The organism is Niabella insulisoli (assembly GCF_039652435.2).
GTDB lineage: Bacteria > Bacteroidota > Bacteroidia > Chitinophagales > Chitinophagaceae > Niabella > Niabella insulamsoli.
Window position 1 is genome coordinate 1582715 of record NZ_CP190246.1, and the last position, 21051, is coordinate 1603765.

At 43.4% G+C, this 21051-nt stretch carries 17 protein-coding genes; all 17 read right to left on the reverse strand.

The window, feature by feature from the left end:
• Positions 1-52 precede the first annotated feature (52 nt).
• Complete coding sequence (locus tag ABDK00_RS06740; protein ID WP_346239391.1) at positions 53-2467, reverse strand: hypothetical protein; 2415 nt, start codon at positions 2465-2467, stop codon at positions 53-55.
• Between the two features lie 36 nt (positions 2468-2503).
• Positions 2504-2707 carry a hypothetical protein gene (locus ABDK00_RS06745; protein WP_346239392.1) on the reverse strand — a complete coding sequence of 68 codons (204 nt, stop codon included), beginning with the start codon at positions 2705-2707 and terminating at the stop codon, positions 2504-2506.
• Positions 2708-2728: 21 nt separating this feature from the next.
• Positions 2729-3007, reverse strand: coding sequence for a hypothetical protein (locus ABDK00_RS06750; protein WP_346239393.1), 279 nt, complete (start codon positions 3005-3007; stop codon positions 2729-2731).
• A 169-nt stretch (positions 3008-3176) separates the two neighbouring features.
• Positions 3177-3479, reverse strand: coding sequence for a hypothetical protein (locus ABDK00_RS06755; RefSeq protein ID WP_346239394.1), 303 nt, complete (start codon positions 3477-3479; stop codon positions 3177-3179).
• Positions 3476-3769, reverse strand: coding sequence for a DUF5681 domain-containing protein (locus ABDK00_RS06760; protein WP_346239395.1), 294 nt, complete (start codon positions 3767-3769; stop codon positions 3476-3478). The genes ABDK00_RS06755 and ABDK00_RS06760 overlap by 4 nt, the downstream gene beginning before the upstream one ends.
• A 25-nt stretch (positions 3770-3794) precedes the next feature.
• The gene (locus ABDK00_RS06765) at positions 3795-4400 is read right to left on the reverse strand and encodes a hypothetical protein (RefSeq protein ID WP_346239396.1); all 606 of its coding nucleotides are present in this window, start codon (positions 4398-4400) and stop codon (positions 3795-3797) included.
• A complete protein-coding gene (locus ABDK00_RS06770; RefSeq protein WP_428400374.1) occupies positions 4333-5133 on the reverse strand; it encodes a helix-turn-helix domain-containing protein in 801 nt (266 codons plus the stop codon). Before ABDK00_RS06770 ends, ABDK00_RS06765 begins: the two co-directional genes overlap by 68 nt.
• Positions 5130-5459: a hypothetical protein gene (locus ABDK00_RS06775; RefSeq protein WP_346239398.1), complete on the reverse strand. Its 330-nt coding sequence runs from the start codon at positions 5457-5459 to the stop codon at positions 5130-5132. The genes ABDK00_RS06770 and ABDK00_RS06775 overlap by 4 nt, the downstream gene beginning before the upstream one ends.
• Before the next feature lie 12 nt (positions 5460-5471).
• Positions 5472-5744: a hypothetical protein gene (locus ABDK00_RS06780; protein ID WP_346239399.1), complete on the reverse strand. Its 273-nt coding sequence runs from the start codon at positions 5742-5744 to the stop codon at positions 5472-5474.
• A 124-nt stretch (positions 5745-5868) separates the two neighbouring features.
• Entirely contained in the window at positions 5869-6648 is a 780-nt protein-coding gene (locus ABDK00_RS06785) for a hypothetical protein (protein ID WP_346239400.1), read from the reverse strand.
• Positions 6645-8054 (reverse strand): phage integrase SAM-like domain-containing protein, encoded by a 1410-nt coding sequence (locus ABDK00_RS06790; protein ID WP_346239401.1) that lies wholly within the window; start codon positions 8052-8054, stop codon positions 6645-6647. Before ABDK00_RS06790 ends, ABDK00_RS06785 begins: the two co-directional genes overlap by 4 nt.
• Before the next feature lie 323 nt (positions 8055-8377).
• Positions 8378-10291, reverse strand: coding sequence for a SusD/RagB family nutrient-binding outer membrane lipoprotein (locus ABDK00_RS06795; RefSeq protein WP_346239402.1), 1914 nt, complete (start codon positions 10289-10291; stop codon positions 8378-8380).
• A 21-nt stretch (positions 10292-10312) separates the two neighbouring features.
• On the reverse strand, positions 10313-13435 hold the full coding sequence (locus ABDK00_RS06800) for a SusC/RagA family TonB-linked outer membrane protein (RefSeq protein ID WP_346239403.1): 3123 nt from the start codon (positions 13433-13435) through the stop codon (positions 10313-10315).
• A gap of 320 nt (positions 13436-13755) precedes the next feature.
• Complete coding sequence (locus tag ABDK00_RS06805; RefSeq protein WP_346239404.1) at positions 13756-15408, reverse strand: SusD/RagB family nutrient-binding outer membrane lipoprotein; 1653 nt, start codon at positions 15406-15408, stop codon at positions 13756-13758.
• Positions 15409-15442: 34 nt separating this feature from the next.
• Entirely contained in the window at positions 15443-18904 is a 3462-nt protein-coding gene (locus tag ABDK00_RS06810; protein ID WP_346239405.1) for a SusC/RagA family TonB-linked outer membrane protein, read from the reverse strand.
• Between the two features lie 58 nt (positions 18905-18962).
• Positions 18963-20186, reverse strand: a complete 1224-nt coding sequence (locus ABDK00_RS06815) for an ROK family protein (protein ID WP_346239406.1) — start codon at positions 20184-20186, stop codon at positions 18963-18965.
• A gap of 174 nt (positions 20187-20360) precedes the next feature.
• Positions 20361-20969, reverse strand: coding sequence for a tRNA-(ms[2]io[6]A)-hydroxylase (locus tag ABDK00_RS06820; RefSeq protein WP_346239407.1), 609 nt, complete (start codon positions 20967-20969; stop codon positions 20361-20363).
• Positions 20970-21051: the final 82 nt, after the last annotated feature.

Genomic DNA, 21051 nt, shown 5'->3' on the forward strand with positions numbered 1-21051 from the left:
ATGTTTTTATAACAAAGAGGCCGCTCCGAATGGCAGCCTCCTTGTAGATTGCTTACCTGTTATTGTACTGCTCTGATCTTTTAAATACTGTTACCAGATCTTTTCCTTGAATCCTGGTTTCCGGTATAAATACCTGCGTTTCTGATTTGCCGATGATGTCTTTTAGCTTATTAAGCGGCGCAATTACCTCCGGATTGCTGGATGCTCCAGGATATTCACCTACCAAACCCATTGTAGGACCGTAAACAATACCACCATCAGCGAAAGCAAAAGTTTTTGATCGATCCTTATTTAACGAGCCTTTCAAAGCCGACCCCAAAGCTACTGCTGCGATACCCGCCGCAATAGAAAGTGCAGGGTTCAACTGAAGGAATTTAACCGCATTATTAATACTGGTCATTGCGATTCCTATTTCAATCATTTTTTTACCAAAAGATTGGAAGGCTTCTCCAAGCACTTTTATCAATCCATTAAACAGATCTCCAATACCTCCCTGCCCTGTAAGTATTTTGCCAAAAGAATCACCAATGGAGTAGGCTGCATTGTTTGCCAGTTCAACCAAAGTGGTATTTACTGCATTTGCCATTGCCTGTGCTGCGGCATAAGTATTTTTTAGGGATTCAGGATCTACTTCTACACTCAGTGGCACTTTAATACCGTCCTGAAACACGTATTTGATGCCATCCTTGGCTGCTTTTTGGACTTGCTGCGCCCATTTCAATGATTTGTCTGCCAGATCTGCCGCTGGCTTAAAATCAATAGCTCCAATGTCTAATCCGGTATCTCTTGGAAAAAAAGCAGTTTTAAACTCTTTGCCAGCCAAATCAATCACAAGGCGAACATCAGTAAGGTCCCTTAATACCCCTTTTAGAAACGAATTCTTTTCCGGTGATTGTTTAAATTCTCCAATGAGCTTTTTTGCAGTAGACTCTAACACCTGCGCCCGATCGTTTGCCGCATCCAAAGGCGAAATAATCCCCGCAGAAACATAACCGGCGATACTGTCAATCTCAGCATTAAACTCTTTATAAACGTCAGATAAAGCCTTTATACGGCTCTTTCCGGCCTTTGAGGGGTTAGCGTTATCAAAAAAGTTTCCTCCTATCTCTTTGGATAACTGAGCGGCTTTTCTAATAGCTTCATCGCCGATATCGTTAAAATCCTGCGTTGATTTGTTCAAATCCTTAAACCCTTGCAGAAATCCATTTGTACCGGGTATGACTGATAGCCGAAAGTTCTTGATGTTATTCCATGCTGTTTTTACGCCTTCACCAATAGCGTCCCAAGTGTCGTAATCTGAAATATACTGATCGGCTCTTACCGCGCTTTGAGCTGCCTGAGCATAAGCATACGTCGCCTTGGCTTTCAGCTGCATTATCTGAATGTATTTATCGGCCTTTTGCGCAATTGCGGTTTCAACTCCATCCAGGCTTTTAACCTCTCCGGTGGCTTGACCCATTGTGTCATTATAATGCTTAACAACATCAGTCTTTTTCAAAAATCCTTGCCTGGCTAAATCAACCTCTTCGCGTAGCTGCATAACATTGGTACGGGCGTCTATTACGGAACGATCCTTTAAGGCTTCATTTGTGGCCTCAACATCCTTTTTCAGCTTTTGCGCCGCATCAGATCCATTACCTAAATCGCTAACCCATTCGATGAGTTTAGGACCATACAGCGTTAAGGCGGTCACACCTAAGCTCAGAGCAGTGCCCCAACTAAATAAAGCTCCGGATAAGGATTTAAAAACGCTTTCAGTAGGTTTTCCTTCTGCTCTCAGTTCAACATTTCGCTTCTTAAGGTTGGTTATTTCATCCACGAGCATGGGGATATTGTTAGAGATAGCCATAAAGCCGGTTTGCATACTATTGGCAAACGCTGGCATCTCCCGGGTGATCTGGTTGAAAGAATGCTGTAGGCCGTTGAACGCACTTGAATAGTTTCCGACATTTCTCTGGTAACGGCCGACTTTAGAATCTATGTCATAAAGCCTTTTATTTGCTGTTGCTGCTGCAATTGCAGAGGCTTCAAGCTGTTCGGCTGTGGCATCACCGCTGGCGGCTAAATTCTGATAAGCCCTGGTTAAGCGGTTCGCCTCCTGGCTCAGTTTCCCGTATGCGTCATATTCGTTTTTGGCTGCATTAACAATGCCCCGCGTCACAGCTAAAACCTGTGCCGCGACTTGCGCCCGTGCAGACAAAGCAGACGCCACCCTGTGACCTTGTTCGGTGTTGGCCTTATCAGCCAAGAACAGGTTTTGGTACTCTCTGGTTAGTCTTTTTACCTGCTGTTGAGCAACAGCCATTGCATCTGCTGCGGGTTTAAATCCCTTTGATAATGCTGCCGGATTGATAAGTTTAGAGGTGTCGATTTTTTGCGATTCTATTTTTGCTACCATAGCTTTAATACCGGCATCTACCTCATCGGCCGACCATTTAGCTACAATATTAATTCCCGCTTGTTGCATATTGTGGTGTTTTTTAGGTTAAAAAAGGGGGTGGTGTTATAAATCTATTTCTTTGAACGATTGCATGAGCGGAACAACTTCCTGATTATACCGTTCGACAAATTCCGGAGAGGGTTCTTTTCCCGTTGAATTTATCTCTAAGGTTATCCGGCGCAGTTCTGCTGTTGTTGTTTTCAAAGACTTGATTATTGCCTCCAGTCTTTGATTCGTGTTTAATAGATAGCGTTCTTTGTCTGTCATAATTGTAGATTTTATTGTTATTTAACTTTTGTGTCTTAAATATTTGGGTAAATGTTTGTTTGGAAAGTCAGCATTTCCGAAAGGCTGTATTTCAGCAAATACCGGCTGTTTCCCATTTATGTAATTATCAAATTCCTCTTTTTGTAGCACGAGATCGTCAAAATTTAGGTAATACGTACCATTGTCTTCTACCGCAGTTACAAATAAAGGTTTCATCTCGCTATCAATAAGTTCTTTGAAGGGAACTACATCGCCCTTTGCAAAGGCCGCTAATGCTTTTATTTTTTCTCTTCGGTTCATAGTTCAATAATTATTACAGGTTCATTTGATCTTGCCTTGGCATCAGATATTATTTTGTTGCGTTGTTCCTTTTCCAATCGTATGCTAGCGGTGCTTTCTATTATTACGATCTGTTCCGTTAGCATTTTGAAGGGATTAGTATCGCCCTTAACCAGGGCCGCAAGGGCTGCTATTTTTTGCTGTCTTGGATTTTGCATGACTCAAATTTTTGAATTAAACAATGCAGGCAATAGTCAGAAAGAGTCTTGATATCGTCTGCTATAAGCTTTTTATTACCGAAATAAAGTGTATCATCACTGAGAGACCAATCCTCGTTATTTTCAAACATTGCCTGTAAGGCATTTCCAGGCGTTTTATTAAGGTTTATTTGACTGGAAAGCCTCTCTCTTTCGATGTCCGTATAAATGGCTTTAAATCGTTCGCTATCGCCTTTTATCAACGCTTTAATGGCTGTAATCTTTAATTCTCTCATTGTATTTGATTTTTAAGCTGCTCAATTATTTTATCCAGTTGTTCATCCGTCATCTGATCGAAATTTGTGGTGATAGCCTGAGACTGTAGTGTCGGTAGGGCGAATTTCAATAGCCGTTCAAACAATACAATACGGTCCTTTGGCTCTAAAGAATGCCAATCTTCCTGGATCTGAGAGCGGTTATCTTCGATAAAGGATGTTATCCATGCTCTCAAATTGGTAGTTGCCTTATTGGGGGTTCCCTTGGGTCTGCCACTTGGATTTCCTGATTTTCCTTTCGGGTGTGCCATTGTTTTTTAATGTTGTTTTCAATTGTTATGCAACTTCCGCTATACACTTAATCCATTCAGCGTATGGGTCAGGCGTTATATTTTCATTTTCGCAGTACCTTAAATACTGCGTCCGGACCCTTAGATGCTGATTGTGGATTTTGACCAATCCATTGGATAGAGTGCTGCTGTTAAGTGTCTGTCTTTGACCCTTCTTGATGACATCGTACACATACCAGGCATTCTTATCAATCCGATCTATGAAGTCATCCTCATTGGCAGAAGAATAGTCACCCGTTTCGACATTGTACAGTTGATAAGTAATTCTCTGCTCCTTATAAGCCTTATAACCTTGGGTAATATTCAAAATACCTTTATTGGGATCGTAAGGAATATCCCCAACAATTATTTTGTTAATAATCTTACTTAGGATTTCAGGCGTCAGCTCAGGCATTAGCTTCCTAAGTTCAATCGCCATTTCAGCTATGGCTATGTTTGGCATTGGAAAATTCACATTGCCCACCAGGCGTAATCTCCGGGTTTCGTTAGCCAAGGCCTTCTCTTCTTTACTGAGGGAAGGTAAGTTAACATTCGAAAGGGTTGCTGGCGTACTCTGATGTTCGGCTATTGCCAATGAATTGTTTTGTTCCATTTGGATTGTTTTTAATTTGTTCGTAAACTGAATTTAATTTGCTGTTTAGGGTTGAAGGATCGGCTGTTGATAGGAAGTTGTTATTTTTAATTGCTGGGTGTGATAGGATAAAGTCAAATGCTGCGGCTGTGGTTTCGGGTGTTGCTTCTTTTTCGGAATCCTGTTGCCACTTACATATTTTTTTTACAATGCCTTTTAAGCCAGTGCCGTCTTTAGGTTCAAATTGCCATTGGGGATGATGATTATACCAAACACTTACTAAGGCATTATAAAATAATTTATCAGTAACTTTTTTTTCAGAAGAAGTGCCTGCACTTCCTTTATCATTAATTGTATTATTATCTGTATTATTAAATACTGTATTATTATCTTTTAGATTTTCTAAACACCCCGATTTAGTTTTCTTAATACCCCCTTTAGAATACTTAGCACCCCCTTTAAAATATTTAACACCTAATCTTAGCGTTCTTCTCGTTATTTCCTTTCCTTCGTAAGTATATTCGATTGTCAAAAAGCCCTTTTCCTTTAAAGACTGGATTATCTGGGAGCATCTGGGTTTGGACAGTCCGAAGAACCGGGAGAAATAATCATTACTAGCAAAACAACCATCCTCATTGTCCAGGCTGTTAATCTCTACTAGAAATAGCTTCTCCATAGTCGCTAAATCTGGATGAAGCCATATTTCTTTCGGAATCCAAATCCCCTTAAAATCTCTGTTGATCTGTTCAATCATTGCGAAGCCGCCTCCTGATCGGTAAATAGTTCTCTTTGGGGATTAGCCGGCTTTAAATCCGGGTTAGTCGATAGATATTTAGCAGGAAATCCAGTAACGGCGCAAACACCTCTACGAACTTCCCATAGCTGTCCGGCGTCTTCCAGCCATCTCTTATATCTGCATGCGTTTGGCCTGTAAATACTCAAGGCTGTAGCTACCATTGTAGCTGTTGCTGTATTTTTCTTTAAGTATTCAGCAAATTGTCGGTATTCATTCTGCCAATTGTCGTATCTTTGTTGGGCCGCGCCGTCAAACGCATTACCCACATTCTTGGTGTTTATCATGATGTGGGTTTTTTATTTTAGGTTAGATAATGCTTTTAGAACGGTGGTCCACTGATATCTATACTGCCCGTTAACCGTAAGAAAAGGCAACTTTCCTTTATTTCGCATTGTTATTTCCGTAGGACGGGAAATGTTTAATCGCTTTCTCAGTTCTGCACCGTCAATTGGCGGCTCATTAATGGGTTGTGCTGATCTTAATGCTCTCACTTCCGTTTGAAGATCCGCGATCATGCCGGTCATTACGCTAATAGCGGAAGGCATTTGTTCAAAAGATATTGTTTTCATTTTTTACGTTTTTAAACGTTTGTGTTTTCCGGAAAAACTTTAAATCTTGTTATCGTTGATAAAATTAAAAAACCCCCTATGTGGTAGGGGGTACGTAGGGGGTACTATATTTATAAATGATTTACTATGACAACGTAATCAGGTCTTTATCTATTTCCTTTAATGCCTTTTCGCAATCCCAATCCTTTAATATTTTTTTTGCTTCGTTCAAAGATTTCAACTTTGCTTTTATAGCATTTTTATTGTCCAGCCCGCCGCCAATCATGTGTAGACGTGTAGATTCTGCGCCCGATAATTCGTTAAACGTGTTTTTTAAGTACTTGAGTGCAAATTGATGTTTTTTAGCCAGTTGGGGGATTAGGTTTTCAACTGGTTTGTTTTCGTAACGCTCCTTATAGGCGAGGGCAAAAGCAATGCCTTTTGCGGTTATTTTCGTCCCAATTGCTGCATCATTCTTAACAGTATTCAATTTTATTAAAATATCACCAAGTTCCAAATATCGGGACAGGGTGAAATTAAATCCCCATGCTGGACGGAAAAAGTAATCTTCTAAGGTCATTCTTTCAAGTTCAGATTTAGCTTTCTCGTACTCGGTTTTATTAAACTTGGCTTGTCTTTCTTTAAAATCTGGTGCAGTAGCGGTGTAAGTCTGCAAAACCAAATCGCCGTTTTTTGCCTTCTTTACCAAATATTCCAATCTGGCCCGATCTTTTTTAAATTCCTGCTCCAATCCTTTACGAAGTTCAGCCAAACTATTAGCTAACCCCTGCTTAAAATCATCTTCGGTATAGTAATATTCATTTACTGCTTTAGCCATCCACCGCCTAAAATAGCCTTCTTTATTATCTGAATTTTGAGGTAAATAAGCCTCCCGTATTATCGCATTAAAATTTAATGTACTCATATCGCTTTTAAGTTTGATTCTTTATTTTCAACTGCTCTCCATACGCTCATAGCCTTTTCCTTCTGCTTCTTACTAATGCTGAAATATCTTTTAAATGATGCGAACTTTTTATGATTCGAGAGGCTCATGACATCTTGCATGCCTACTCCTTTTTCGAGGGTTAGAGAAATGAAGACCCGGCGCCCCATGTGCATGCTCATTAAATTGCATTTAGGCTGCATTTCAGTTGCTATCGTAGCACCAACTTTCGTATTAATTTCCACCTTTTGCTTTATTCCGGCCAGGTCACCAATGAGCTTCACATAATCATTTGCCTTTTGGTTTGAAATAGTAGGTAGGGGAGTAGTCATTCCTTCATAGATAGAAAGAATATGCCTGCTAATGGGATTTAAAGGGACCTCTATTTTTGATGTCTTTCCCCCTTTAACTTGTTTTTTTATAATCCAATCATCCTGGATATGCTCCCATTTAAGATCCATCATATCGGAGTACCGGAAGCCTGTAGAGCAGCTAAAAATAAAAAGGTTCTTGACCTTATCCAGGGTCTTAAATGATATTTGTTTAATCACATCCTTTCCTGCCTCTTTTTTCACCAGGGGAACACTTTTGCTATAATCGGAAAGATCCAAATTCAAAATACTATTAAACTCGTCCTGTTCCAGAACAATAACATCAGGCTCACTTGCCGTCCTGCTCAGTATCTTTGGCGTATAGTCTCTGAAAGCCTGGTTAACTTCTAATTTATTATCCTCGGCAATTGCGATACGCAGCATCTTCTTTAGATTGCTGAAATGCTTTGAGGTGGTGCTGTTGTTAAATTTGTTCTTGACATAATGCTTTAATAAATCGTCCAGTCTTACCCGGTCCAAATTGGTAAATGTAATTTTGTCATTGCCCTGAAAGGCCTTTAGCTGATTATTCAGAGCAGTATAAGTCTGTAGGGTAGCTTTATTAACGATGCCGCCGTTACGGGAAACGTAGCTGTCTATAAAGTCTGTGATAAATACTTTCGGTTTAGATGGTACAATTTGAGGCTTTTCACTGTTTCGCTCTTTATAAATAGTCAATACATCGGCGATCGTAAAGGTTTTTCCTTCGTATAGTAAGTTTTTTTCGATGGACCTGAGTTCACGTTCGATATCAGCCAGGTCATGATTAAACTGGTCTATATCCTTTTGTAATGGTAGTGACTTATAATCAAGGGCAGGGTATAGTTTCTTTGCCTCAGCTTTATTCAGGTAGTGTGCTTTGCCGGCCTGCCAATTTTCAGGTCTTATTTTCTTATCTGTCAAAAAAGCTTTTCGTTCCAGCTTTCCCTGAAGCTCATAAACAACTTTCACCGGCGCCATGCCATTTTTATTGGTTCTCTGTGTTTGCAACTGAAAACGAATGAAGGTTTTGGCCATAAAATATCTTTACTCAAAGATAGATTGTTGCGCCCAATGTTGCGCCTGAAAGCTTAAATTAGTTTTACACATTTTTACATTTGTTTCATGCAAGCCTGTGTTTATAGGTGTTTCAGCGAAGGAGGTTTTAAAATGATACAATATTATATTATGGGGTTCTATTCCCGCCCTCACCGCAACTTAAAATCCTAAATTATTCATGTTGAATTTTTTAGGATTTTTTATTTGGCCCAAGCCTCCCTTGAGGTCTGAAAGACAAAAGACTATTCCAAATAAGTGGAATAGTCTTTTGTGTTGTATAGAAGCAAAAAAGGAAAGGCGCACTATTGCTTTTTGGCCCACCAAAGCGGCGTTAATACGTCGTCGGTGCCGCCAAGAAATTGCACTGCCTGCTCATACCCGGCGGCGTTACTCGCCTGCAGGCTCGAAGGATATTTCACTCTTTGGGGGAAGAATTTAATATTGCTGGTCATGTAATTCGAAGCATTGAGTGCAGGCATGTTCACCAATGGATTTTCCACCGCGGGATTTTCAAAAAACGGCAGGCCCAGTCTCCGGTGATCGTTCCATGTTTCCAAAGGAAGCCAAGGGTTTTGAGCAATGAACTTTTGGGTGATGATTTTAGTCAGCAGGTCATTTTTCACCGTGCCGTTCTTGTATAAACCATTTACGGGGTAAAGAATAGAAACCGTTCCGGGTGCGTTAGTGTACCCGTTGATATAATTCATTGTATGCGCCGCCGGAGGCTCTGTTGTATGATCCCAACTTACCGAGGTTCCCACGCGGTTGTATGCGGTGGACGTTTTGTAGGTCGAAGAAAAATTGCTCACATCCCAGAAAGCAAAACTCGCGTCTATACCCGCTTCGTAGGCTTGTTTGCCAGACATAGGAACCGACCACCCTCTAACAGCTGCTTCTGCCAGCAGGAAATAGGTTTCCCAATTAGCGAAGAAAATCCGCTTGTTATTGCTGTTTCTGAATCTTTGTCCGTGCCTTGGGATGGCGCCGTTATAGGATCTAACCTGGTTTTTGCTGCCTTTTACACCCCAGTCGCCATTCACGGGCGCATTCCAGGTGAATTTTGCATCGATTGTTTTTACAACCACATCAGGATTTGAGCCTGCCATCAAATTGCGCTCCGTGGTTTTAGCGCTATTGTCCCAAGAAGGGTAAGCGTTAAAATCAGGGTTGGTAACATCCCCGGGGATGATATATTGTTTATAAGCGCGGGGATCGATGGTATTGGGTAATCCGTCCAGCCAGTAACCCGCCAGCGGATCATTGGTTAACGTGGTGAAATGGTCCTGAAGTCTCAGGCCTGCATAGTTGGCCGCTTTGATATACGGATGTTTTTCGGCGCTCACCTGGTCTTGCGAAGCCACGCCTCCCAAACCAACGAAAAGGTTATTGATGGTGGCAGACATCTGGAAATAATTCCATTCTCTTGTCATTACGCCGGTGAGCGCGTCCCAACCTGGTTTTTCTGCAACCTGGAAGGTTTCCGCCGAAGCGGTAATCAAGGGCTTCGTAGCCGCATCTTCAAATTCTGTTTTGGCTTTGTTGGCATCTACTTCTGAAAGGCGCATTGCCAGGCGCAGCCTCATTGAATTGGCATATTTCTGCCATTTTGAAAAGTCGAATCCATACACCTGGTCGAACTTGGCGTCGGGACCGGATATGTTTAAATCCAGTTTGGCGGAAGCGTCTTTTAGTTCATCCAGCAAAAAATAGTAAACGGTTTTCAGATCAGAAAATTCGGGGTTAACGCCCTGGAATGCATTGATGGGAATAGGGCCAAATGTATCGGCCAGTTCGCTCATCAAATAAGCTCTGAGAATGCGCGACACCTGCAAAAGGTTATTGGTATATTCTTTTACATTGCCCGATTCGATTTGCTTTTCCGCCACCTGGATACCAGCATTGATACCATTCAGCCAGCCGCCCATATAAGAGCTGCCGTAGTAATCGGTGCTCCAGCCGTCGTTATAACCGCCGGTTGCAATGCCGCCGCCAAATTGCTGGTGGCCCGCCGTTTTCCAGTAGAGTACAAAAATGCGCTCCGCTATGTGCGGATCCATCTGGCTGTTGATGATGGCATTATTAATAAAATATTCTACCTGCACCTTGTCTTCCGTTACAAGGTAAGGGTTGTCGTTGATTTGGTCGAATTTGCTACAACCCGTAAGCGCCATGCTAATGAGCAGGGGCGACAGGGCATATTTAAAAATCGTTTTCATATTATGATGTATATTTTTATGTTAGAAATTGATCGATAAGGTAAGCAGGTAAGATCTCATAGTTGGGAAAGCGCCGCTTTCAAATCCAACAGCGTTGCTGCCTGTTGCAAATACCGACTCAGGATCAATTCCCATTAAATGGCTTTTAATCATCCATACATTGTTGCAGGAAGCGGCAATTTTTGCATTTAAAATAGGAGTGTTTTGTAAAAGCTTTTTAGGCAGATTGTAGCTCAACTGTACATTTCTCAACCGGATATTGGTTGCGTCATACAAATAAGCTTCGCCCACGCCCAGGTTGTTTAAAGTAGCCAATGTTCTCCAATATTGTTCCTGTCTGATAGAAGTTGTATTGGGGTCGTATCCGCCATCGCCATCTGAAACCACACCGGGAACTACGAGGTCGGGGCGCTCGCCGCCAGGAGCCGTGATAGCTGCCACACCAAACCTTTGCAAGGCTACGTTGGAGGCTGAAAAGATCTCACCGCCAAACCTTGCATCCACCAGGAACGATAAGCCGAAATTTTTGTAACCGAAACTATTGGTGATGCCCAAAAGACCTTTTGCCTGTTGATTGCCCAGTTGCACGATTTCGGGGTCGCGCTGCGGCAACCCATCTCCGTTAAGAATTAGCTGTCCAAAATTGGGGTCGTTCCCATCTTTAACGCGCAGCAGCCGGGTTCCGTAAATATCTCCATATAGGCCGCCCGAAGCCGCTCTGATGAATAAATCGTCAAAGGTTCCGAGCGTATATTCGTTTACACCCAGGTTGTTGGCAATATCGATAATCTTGTTTTCATTTTTTGAAAAGTTTGCCATTAAGGTCCAGTTAAAACTGTCACCTGTTACGATCCGCGCATCTGCCATCAATTCGAACCCTTTATTTTGAATATCGCCGGCGTTCACTTTTCTAAAGGAATAGCCACTAAGCGGATCCATCGGGATGTCGATCAGTTGATTCGTGGCGTTCGATTTATACCAGGTAAAATCTACGCCCACCCTGTTTTTGAAGAAGCGGGCTTCTACACCAAATTCTAAAGATTTGATGAGTTCGCTTTTTACGAAAGCATCTAATAGTGTGGTATTCCTAACCGCATAGGTATTACCATTGGGGTCTTTCCTGATTTCATAACCATTATATAAATTATAAGGAGCCAGATCATTACCAACAGTTGCATAAGATGCTCTAAGCTTTCCGTAGCTAAGAAAGCCGGGCAACTGGCCGCCCATGTTTTGGATCATGTCTGTAACGACATAAGAAAGGCTTACGGAAGGGTAGAAGTAAGACCTGTTTTGCTCGATCAGCGAAGAAGACCAGTCGTTTCTAAACGTTGCGTCCAGGTAGATATAACCATCGTAGTTGATGCCAAAAGTTCCGTAAAGCGAATTGATTTTTTTGGCGCTGTACCCTTGATTGATTGTGGGTGCACCCGAGCCATTGGTCAACGAGAAAACATCTGGAACTTCGAGCGGGCCCGTGCCGATGCCCACCATGCTGTATTTGGTATGCATCAGGTTGCCGCCCGCCGTAATAACACCGCCAAACTTGCCGAGCACATTATCTTTTCTCGCGGTTAATAAAGTGCTGTAGTTGGTTTCGGAGAAGGTTTGTTTTCCTTCCGAATATTCGTTGGCACGCTTGCTGCCGGCATATACTTTTCTTTGGGTGTTGGTAGTGTAAATATCAGCGCCACCCCTTACTTCCATATCCAGCCAATCTGTAAATTGATATTTTACCGATCCATTCATGATAAAACGATCCCTTAAATCCTGGTTGAGGTTGTAAGCTGAATTCCAATAAGGGCTGTTCTGCCAGCTGGGCGAACCTTCATACCAAACCATTTGTCCAAACTCGTTGCGTGGATTGCTGAAGTCAAGAATATTCATGCTTCTGGGCATGGTGTATAATGTAAAAATATTACTTACATCGCGGCCGTTGATGGGCCGGTTGATACCCGTTGTATTGTTGTAAGCCATTTTGACGTCCGTTGTCCAGCGGTTATTTTTGCCAAACTTCGTGGTGGCTCTTGAAGTGATATTGGTTCGCTCCAGTTTGTTGTTGGGGATAATACTTTTATCATCCCATCTGCTTAAAGAAGAATAAACCGAGGTGTTGCCAAAAGCCTGCTGAAAGGAAAGGTTATAATTCTGAGTCGTCCCTTTCCTTAAAAATGCATCTACATTATCGTAATCGGCGCGCAACTGGTCGCTTGATCCATTCCATTTAGTTACCGTTTGGCCTTCAGCTTTAGGCCCCCAGCTATATTCGCTGGTAGGATCGAAGACGCCATTATCGCCCTGTCCGAAGCTATTTTGCAATTCCGGGCGGATAAATATGTCCTCTGTTCCCAGGGTCGCGGAAAAAGTAATACCCAGCCCGGCTTGTCTGCGCCCTGATTTGGTCGTAATTAAAATAACGCCGTTTCCTGCACGTGAGCCATATAAAGCCGCTGCGGAAGGGCCTTTCAATACCGACATCGATTCGATATCGTCGGCGCTGATATCGCCTAGACCATTACCGCGGTCAAAGCCTGCGCTCCAGTAACCATTTTCGGTGGTACCGGTAAAATTGTCAATGGGTGTACCGTCCACTACAATCAGCGGCTGGTTGTTGCCGGTAAGAGAGTTGTTGCCCCTCAACACAATTTTTGAAGATCCGCCGGCGCCGTTGCTCGAGCGAACCACCTGCAGACCCGCTACTTTACCGCTAAGGGCATTGGCAAGGTTGGTTTCTTTGGCGTCGGCCAGGGTAGCTCCTTTTACCTCCTGAATGGCATAACCTAAAGATTTTTGCTGCCTTTTTATTCCAAGTGCGGTAACCACTACGCCTTCCATCTGGTCGTCCGACTTTTGCAGCACAACAGAAAGCGTGGATCCTGATCCTACGGGCACTTCCCGGGTCAGGAATCCAATTGAAGTAAACACTAATACTGCGTCATTTCCAGAAATTGAAGCGGAAAAAGCGCCTTCACTATCGGTGACACCTCCACTCGTTGTTCCCTTAATCATGTAAGATGCGTTGACGATGGGTGCGCCCGTTTCATCGGTAACGGTGCCCGTTACGGTTCTTTGCTGACCGAAGGAGAGCAATGTTGAGCAGCTCATCAGCCAGAGTAGCAGTAGTTTCTGCATTGTTTTCTTCATACTTGTTGTTTTTGATTTTAAAAGAAGTCGTTCGTGTTTGATTTGCAGTTCTAATAGTTTTATAAATTGATAAAGCAGTATTTTTAAAACCTATTTCGATTCAAAAAGAGTACAACCATGTCAGGTTGCGCAATCGTTTGCTCACATATGTTCAATGTTAAGTAAATGTAAAGATCTTTGAGTAGAATGTCAACAACTTTTTAAAATTTTTTTATAACTTTTGTTAACTGGATATCCACGTTTTTGCGATCGTTGTGCCTTTACATGAAAAAAGCCACTTCAAATTAAAGTGGCTTTTGGAAAGTTGATAATGATATTGTTTAGGGCGCCCAATAGACTTTAACAGTGGCCTGCGCATCGGGTTCGGCGCCACCACTGGCCTTCATCCAGTTGTCGAAATTGTTTTGCTTTTCGTTCTCCGGATAAGGTAACTTGTTAAATACTTGCGGATTATAGCCGGCCGCCTTGGGTGTCAGCCCGGTTCTTCTTGAAATCGCCCAGGCTTCCGGTTGATTCCATATAGAAGCTAGCCAGGCCTGCGTGATGATTTTTCGCACATTGCCGGCATCGTCCCCGGGAACAAGCGCTACTTTGGGGTTTGCCAAAAATGTTGCGATTGCTGTGGCGCCCAGTGTGGGTTTGGACGCAGGCCAGATACCGCTTGCCGAGTTGGCGACATAAGTGTACCAGAAATTGACAGAAGACCGCAGCCCGTCCTGGTATTCCTGGTTGGCTTTTGTGAAATCTTTTGCTACGCCCATGCCTTTCGCATAGATTTCAGCTTTCAGGAAATGTACATCTGCTTCAGATATCAATACAAACGGCATATCCAGGAAATCTCTTACCAAGTAGAAATTGAAACCGGCAAACTTATTATCAGCCAAAGAGTTGGCCGGGGCCGGTGTCGCATCGTTTCTATACAAAGTGCTCGAGCCTTCATCTACTGAATGATCCTGTGGCTGGGGTACCCATTTACCCGCGTTATTAGGCATGAACCAAACGTAGGCGCGCGGATCGAAAATACCTGAACCGTCATCAGCGTTAGAATTCGAAATCTGAGTCCAAACATTGGTGCTTAACCTGATATTACTTACTGAAACCTCACGGAATGTATACCAGCGGCGATCGGCATAATTGGGAGTAGGCACGACGATTCTGGGGTAATTTCCGTAATTGTTCTCCCGCATGGCGGTTGTGCTTGCATAAGTCACCGCATTGGGTAGCGGCTTGTTGCCTCCAATGATATCGGTGATGATGGGTGTAGCAATGGCGGGGTCTTTTGCAAATAACCTAACCGCATACCTGAGGCGGATAGCATTGCCAAATTTGATCCACGCGTCATAATTGCTTGCTAAAAACGATTCATAATTGCCTAACGGCAGTTGGGTCGAAGCCGACGATCCTGTACGGATAGCATTGACAGCAGCCGTTAAATCTTCCAGTACAGATTTATAGATCGCCGCCTGGTCGTCGTATTCGGGACGATAATAAGCCACTCCATCTTGAGCTACAGCTGCATTAAAGTAGGGGATATCGCCATATCGATCCAACATATCCATGGTCTTGAGTGACATAAGGATGGTAGAAATGCTACGCAGATTTGTGAAAATTTGCGGATCTCCACTTTCATCAATCAACTTTAGAATGAATTTGTAATCAGCCAGGTTCTGATAATAGGTGCTCCAGTAACTAGCAATATAATTGGTATACGGCGTGTTTACATTTTGCACACCCAGTTGGTTTACTTTATCCAGAAGAATAACGTTGTGCAGCGTATAATCTTCTTGTGTCATATTTCGCGAGAGTTGATTAAAAAGCGCGGGTGCAGATGCAGTAGCAACCGAGACATCTTTATACGGCGCATTGATTTTCTCGAAATCTTTTGTACACGACGCGGCAGAAAGCAGTAGCAATGCTAAGCCTGCGGTGGCCGCCTTTTTATGTAGATTGTAATTATTCAGATATTTTTTCATGATAATCTTTTTTTGTGTGACTTGGTTATTCTAATTAGAACGAGGTTTTAATGGTGAAACCAAATGACCTTGTTTTCGGCATAGAAGAGTACTCAATGCCCTGAATATTACCAATGCCATTAACACCTTCGGGGTTCAGACCTTTGGGAATGGTTGTGAAAATGTAAAATAAATCACGCCCGTACACTGAAAGGTTCAGGTTTTGCAAAACTTTGGTAGCTTTTACCACATTTTTTGGCACCTGGTAGCTTAAAGACAGTTCTCTTAATTTCATCCAGGAATTTTCAAAAACACCTGAAGAGCGAGGAATACCCACGTGGTTCCATGCCGAGTAAGTTCCGGCATAATACCATAAATAATGAACAACATCGGTATTAGGAGTTCCGTCCGCAAAAACGCCGCCGAAATTAACGCCGACATTACCAGTTGTTCCGTCAGGATAAGTATAGGGCAATCCGCCGCCATTGCGTTCTTTCAATGTTTCGTTGATCAGGCCGCTTCCCATCGCCGCTTCGTAGGAACCAAAATAAGTATCACCACCAATTTTACCGTCAGTCAGCACATACAATGAGAAGTTTTTATAGCGGAACGTGTTGGTAATACCACCGGTAAATAATGGCTGGGAATTACCAATTGGCACTTCATTAGGCGTTAGCACCCACTGCGTTCCGGCATAATAAGTTTGGCCGTTTGCCGTAAATGTTAAAGGCTGGCCATCATTGCCCACTGCGCGTTTCACAACTTTCTCTCCATTTAAATAGGTATAATCTTTACCATATAATGTACCATAATACTCACCTACTTTAACTCTTTGGCTGATTCCGTTTCCTCCGAAATAAGTACCTAAAGTCAGGTCGTTTATTCCATCGGCCAGCTCTAACACTTTGGTTTTCGAATGGGCGGCATTTAAGCCAATATTCCATGAGAAATCGTTGGTTTTTACCGGCGTCGCATTTACGATGAATTCAAGGCCTTTATTACCCAAAGCGCCGGTATTAATGCTGATCGTATTATATCCGGAGGATAGTGGCAGCGGATTGTTTAAGATTTGATTGTAGCTTTTCATCCAATATCCAGTAACATCCACGGTGAGGCGGTTCTGCAGCATGGAAAGATTTAAACCTGCCTGAAATGAGCGCGACCTCGCGGGCAAGATGCCAGGTATTTTTAGATTCTCCGGTAAACTTGACGCCAACTCATTGTTGTAAGTATAGCTTTGAAGCAAGTTGTGAATAGCATACGGATCGGTATCGCTACCTGTCTCTGCATAAGAAACCTTCAACTTCCCAAAGTTTAACCAACTCGCGCTTTCTTTTAATCCTTTGATGCCATCAGTAAATACATAGCTAACATTAACAGAAGGATAGAAGTAGCTATTATTAGCTAAGGGTAGCGTACTCGACCAGTCGTTGCGGGCAGTAGCTTCCAGGAATAGCAGGTTTTTGTAAGACAGATTCAAAAAGGAGAAAATTGAGTTTATTTTCTTAGCAAATTTTATTTCTTCGGCAGGATTTGGTGGATTCGCACCGTTGTTCAGAGCAAAAATAAAGGGGCGGACAAAATTGCCGTTTGTTGAATTACTCACGGTATAGTCATCTCGTGAATAAGATTCTCCACCTGCTGTTAAGCTTGCGTTGATGTGTTCGTTGAAGATGCCGTCTTTATGCAGTCTTAAGAATGCCGTCAATGTACGGTTAAGGCTTTTGGCCATGGATTCTTTGTAAGCGCCGCCAGCCTTGCCTAAAACATCGATTGGATAAGTGATGAATGTGGCTACGTCGTTCGAATTGTCCACACCGCCCTGTGCGGTCAAACTTAAAAAATTGGTTAAGTCCGCATTGATTTTTAAACCGCCCAGAAACTGGTTTCTTGTAAAGTCCCTGTTGTTCTTCATGAGATTCCAATACTGGTTATTGAGGTACCCGGTGCTGTACGGGTAAGCGGGTGCGCCGCCGGCTGTTCCCGGGTAGGAGCCATTACCGTTTGTGATATCAACTCGCTCACCATTAGGGCCAAAGGCCTGCGAAAAAGCAAGTTGAGGATCATAGTCTCTTGCCATTGAGTAAGTAGGCGCAGCCTGCCAGGTATTACCGACTTCCGGAGCATTGAGGCGATAAAAATTGGTATAGCTTGCGGTAGCTTCACCGGTTACCTTTTCGCTCACTTCAAAGGTCGATCCCAGATTGAATACATCGGAATGCATTTTGCTATTGATCATATTAGGCTTAGTATTGTTGCGCGTGTAAGAAGCACGGAAAGTGGCTCTGTCTCCACCGCCTGATACGGCAATACTGTGCATGGTAACCGATCCGTCAGGAAAAAAGGTTTTCCAGTTGTTGGGTTGGGCGGCATAAGGCCTTAATACGCCGTCATAATTCATAATGGGTTGTCCATCCATTCGCGGTCCCCATGAGTAGCTTCCCGGGTAACTGAAGTAAGTATAAAAATCGTAGGCTTTATCGTAAGGCATCGGCCCATGCGAATTGTTGACATAGTTATTGGCCGGGTTAGTTCCATTTCCGATTTGCATACGCTGCCCACTCGAGTTGTAGGGGAACCATCTGGACTGGTCGGCGCTTGTCATGCTGGCGACGCCGCCTTGGCCATATTCATTTTGATAATCGAGCAATTCCCAGGGTTTGGTGACTCTGTGAGAAAAAGTATAATCAACACCTAAGCCAGGCCGGTTGCCTCCTTTTTTCCGGGTAATCAGAATAACGCCGTTAGCACCTCTTGCTCCGTACAGAGCGGCAGCTTCGGGCCCTTTTAGTACAGTGATGCTTTCTATATCTTCCTGGTTTATCAGGTTCATACCCGTTCCCCAGTCGTTATTGCCGGCAACGTCAGCGCCCTGGCCTCCAAGTACGTTCCGGCCGTTACCCCCATTGTTATTATTGACATTTACCGGATCGTTGTTGATCGCCACACCATCTACAATAATTAGAGCGCGGTTATCGCCGGTAAGTAAAGTATTACCTCTAACTACAAGTCTTGAAGACGCTCCGTCTGCACCGCCACCGGATTGCGATATCTGCAGGCCGGCTACTTTTCCCATCAACCCCTGTGCGATGGTTGGCGCCTGAGCAATGGTCAGGTCGTCGCCTTTTACGGTTTGAGCAGAATAACCTAATGATCGTGCCTCGCGCTTTATACCTAACGCGGTTGTGACCACAACTTCTTCCATACCCGTGGCGTCCGATCGGGTTAACACAACCGAAAGGGTGTTACTGCTCGTAACGGGAACTTCTTTGGTAAGATATCCTACCGAGCTAAATTCTAACACGGCATTTGTTCCGCTAATGACAACAGAAAAACTACCGTTTTCTGTAGTGATGCCACCCGTGGAAGTCCCTCTAACGAGAAAAGAAGCGTTGGCGATCGGAGCTCCCTGCTCATCAGTAACGGTTCCTGTAATTGTTCGTTGCTGGGCATAGGAGAGGAGCGCGACCCCACTCATTAAAAATGCGAACAGCAACCTTTGCATTGTTTTCTTCATACTTGTGCGAGATTTGAGTTAAAAAAATAGAGGCTTGATCAGAGGGTAGTTCTTTATTTTATGCTACATGCAATTTCTCAGTAACCAACTTGGGCAGCTTTTCGTAGTGATCCATTATCAGCGCAGCGGCGCCAATCAATTCGGCATTATAGCCCAGCGGTGAAACCTTGATCTCGGTATGTTCTGCTATTTTGGGAATGCAATGTTCATTGACCGCCTGCTGAATGGGTGCCGCCCACACTTTACCGGCCAGCGAGCCGATGCCACTGATCACGATCAGTTCAGGATTTAATAAATGGATGAGGATCGATACGCCGCGTCCGATGCTGTAAGCAGCTTCCGAAATAAGTTCGATGGAAAACTTATCACCTTTTTGTGCGGCTTCGATTATTTTTTTGGCCGATTCTTCGATCCGGTCTTTGCTGAGATTCTTGAGCAGCGTGGCCTGCTTTTGCTTCTTTAATTGTTGGATTCCTTTTTCGGCAACGACAATAAGTGAGGTTTCTGTCTCCAGGCAGCCGTGTTTGCCGCAGCTGCATATCTTATTATTATCAAAAAGGGGAATATGGCTAAACTCGCCCGCAAAGCCATCTTTGCCCCGGAAGAGTTTTCCTTCTGCAATAATACCCAACCCGATGCCCCAGCCGATATTAATCACCATTACATGGCGCTTATTTCTGGCGGCGCCCCATTTTAACTCTGCAAGGCCAACCAGGCTCGAATCGTTGTCTATGAGTGTCGGGATTTTCAGCGCGGCTTCAATATTGCTGATGATAGATCCGGTTCGGCAGGGTAAGAAAGTATGATTGATACCTTTGGCCACATCAACAAAGCCCGGCATACCAATCCCGATTCCTGCGATTTTTGATTGGGGAATATTTGATTTTTTAATAAAAGCAGCCAGGTGCTGAATGAGTTCATTGAGGCTGTTGGGGTTGTTGGCCAACACCAAATCGAACTTTTCAATGTCACCTACAATGGTGTTGTCGTTGGAAATAAGCGCTACGCGCGTCACAAGCTGGTCCATTGCTACCGCGATCACATATACCGTTCCGGTATTAATGCTGTAGGTCTGAGGCCGGCGGCCGCCCGTAGAAACGGCATACCCTTTCTCAATCACCATTTTCAGGCTGATTAACTCATTGAGGTATTGAGTGGTAAGCGGAATACTTTTTCCGATCAGGTTGCTGAGGTCGGCACAAGACAGTTGTTTGTTAAAAAACAAATGCTTCAAAATTTCCTTGTAGAACTTCTGCTTTTTGGAAACGATGTTGGCAATCATTTAATAAATTTTCATTAGCAATAGAAGACATCTGATGGTAAATATATAACTATTGTTAAGAAAATATAAACTTTTTAAAAAATTTAGTAAACATTTTTTTAACTAAACTAATGATTCGTCGTTTCAAGGGCGACAAGAAAGATCGGTCAACTCGGGGAAGAAAAATAAAAGGATTTAGTGGATGCGGTCGCCTCTCAGTTCGAGGTCTTTCATGATCGTTACCTCGTGTTGCAGCCATTCGGCCCATCGACGGCGCACCTGCTCCTGGGGCAGGTAGGTTTCGGCCAATTCTATAAAAAGTGTGTAATGCCCGGCTTCACTTTCCATAAAACGGCGGTAGAATTTGGAAAGATAAGCATCGTTCAAACCTTCGCTCAGGCGTTTAAAACGTTCGCAGCTTCTGGCTTCGATCATCGCCATTGTCAATAGTTTATCCAAAAAGCGCTCTTCCGGCGAGCCGCCTTTTTGCTGAAAATTGAGCAGGGCGTTGACATATTCATCTTTTCTTTGCTTACCCAATTTGAGGCCGCGTTTGTGGAGCTCCTGCAACACCAGCCTGAAGTGGCCCCATTCTTCTGTTACGATAGGCGCCAGCGCCGTCACTAATTGTTCTTTTTCGCTGTATTTTTGTATCAGGCTGATACAGGTGGTTGCAGCTTTCTGTTCGCAATACGCATGGTCGGTCAGGATGGCTTCCAGCGAAATAGCTGCCAGATCCACCCATCGCGGATCCGTTGGTAATTGAAGGCCGAGAATGTTTTTGGTATGTTGGTCGTATTGCATGGTGCAAAAATGGAAGATATAGCCAAAAAAATCAAATCAAAAGCTCAAATTCAAAAAATTATTCCCTACCTTTGCCGCCTTA